The sequence below is a fragment of the Jatrophihabitans sp. genome (assembly GCF_035474675.1).
GTDB lineage: Bacteria > Actinomycetota > Actinomycetes > Mycobacteriales > Jatrophihabitantaceae > Jatrophihabitans_A.
Genome location: NZ_DATINC010000045.1, coordinates 1 through 1797 on the forward strand (window position 1 = coordinate 1; position 1797 = coordinate 1797).

Here is a 1797-nt window from a genome sequence, read left to right on the forward strand (position 1 = left end):
GTTCTCCCGGCGCAGGTACTCGAAGGCGTCCAGGTGCCGGGTGGGCGGGAAGCCGGCCTCCGCGCCGGCGATGTCGAAGCCGACCACGCCGCGGTCGCGGTAGGCCACCGCCAGCTCGGCGATCTCGCGGGACCGGGCGGCATGCCGCATCGCGGTGAGCAGTGAGCCGATCCGGATGGAGTGGCCCTGCTCCGCGGCGGCCTGGGTGCCGTGCGCGAACCCCTCCAGGGTGGCGTCCACCACCTCGGCCAGGCTCAGCCCGTCGCCGACGTGCTGCTCGGGCGCCCACCTGATCTCGGCGTAGACCACGCCGTCGGCAGCCAGGTCCTGCGCGCACTCGCTGGCCACCCGGTGCAGGCCCTCCCGGGTCTGCATCACCGCCACGGTGTGGTCGAAGGTCTCCAGGTAGCGGACCAGGGAGCCCGAGTCGGCTGCCTCGACGAACCACCGGCCGAGCTCGGCGGCGTCGGTCGAGGGCAGCTTGTGGTACCCGATCGCGGCGGCCAGGTCGATGATGGTCTGCGGTCGCAGCCCGCCGTCCAGATGGTCGTGCAGCAGCACCTTGGGGGCGGTCCGGATGGTGGTGGGGTTGAGTTCGGCAGGCATGGGGCCACGCTAGTCGCCCGGCCGCCGGCGCCGCTGGCGACCACGTCGCACCGGCGGCGAGCCGGGACGCCCATGACCGCGGGCAGCCGGGCGGCGAGCAGCAGCAAACCACTCGGGCAGCCGGGGGCGCGGGCCTAGACTTCCCCTTATGACCGCACAGACGCAGCCGAACTCCGACGACACCGAACTGGCAGTGCCCGCACCTGAGGCCGCGACCGGCCCGAGTTCCGCCGAAGGCACCGGTTCGCACGACATCCCGCTGTCCGGCGAGCTGGCCAAGGCGATGGCCGCGAACTGGGGGCCGGCCCCGGCGATGCCGCATCCGGCCAGCCGGGCCGGGACGCCGTCGGCGGGCGCGGCCACCTTCGCCCGCAACCGGGCGGCGCTGTCGGCGGCTTTCGGCGGCCAGCTGCTGGTGATCCCGGCCGGCCTGCCCAAGGTGCGCGCCTACGACACCGACTACAGCTTCCGGGCGTTCTCCGGCTTCACCTGGCTGACCGGTGAGACGGTCGAGGGTGCGGTGCTGGTGCTCGTCCCGTCCGGGGCCGGGCCGGAGTCCGGGCACACCGCGACGCTCTACGTACGGGAGTACGACGGGCCGGGCACGCCCGGCTACTTCACCAACCGGGCCTACGGCGCGCTGTGGGTGGGCAACGTGCCCACCGCCGCCGACACCGAGACGGTGCTGGGCCTGGCCACCCGGCCGCTGGCCGAGCTGCGCCGCGACCTGGAGGCCCACCGCGGCCGGCCGGTGCTGGCGGTGCGCGGGGTGGACGCCAGCGTGGACGCGCTGCTGCCCGGCACCGAGGCCGGCCGGTTGCCGCAGATCCTGGACGAGCTGCGGCTGGTCAAGGACGACTGGGAGATCAGCCAGCTGCAGGCGGCCTGCGACGCCACCTCGCGCGGCTTCGCCGATGTGGTCGCCGAGCTCCCGGCGGTGCTGGCGGCCGGCGGCCGGCGCGGCGAGCGCTGGCTGGAGGGCACCTTCTGGCGGCGGGCCCGGTTCGAGGGCAACGAGGTGGGCTACACCTCGATCGTGGGCGCCGGGCAGCACAGCACCACGCTGCACTGGTGGCGCAACGACGGCGACCTGGCCGACGGCCAGCTGCTGCTGGCCGACATGGGCGTCGAGGTGGACTCGCTGTTCACCGCCGACGTCACCCGCACCATGCCGGTGAACGGCACCTGGAC

The 1797-nt window shown here is 74.5% G+C and carries 1 protein-coding gene and 1 pseudogene; one reads left to right on the forward strand and one right to left on the reverse strand.

Annotated elements, in window-relative coordinates:
• Positions 1 to 606: pseudogene (locus VLJ82_RS04385) on the reverse strand (adenosine deaminase); the annotation flags it as partial.
• A 148-nt stretch (positions 607 to 754) separates the two neighbouring features.
• Between VLJ82_RS04385 and VLJ82_RS04390 the strand changes: the two are divergent.
• Positions 755 to 1797: aminopeptidase P family protein (locus VLJ82_RS04390; RefSeq protein WP_408662106.1), on the forward strand; the 1043-nt coding region annotated here is incomplete at its 3' end.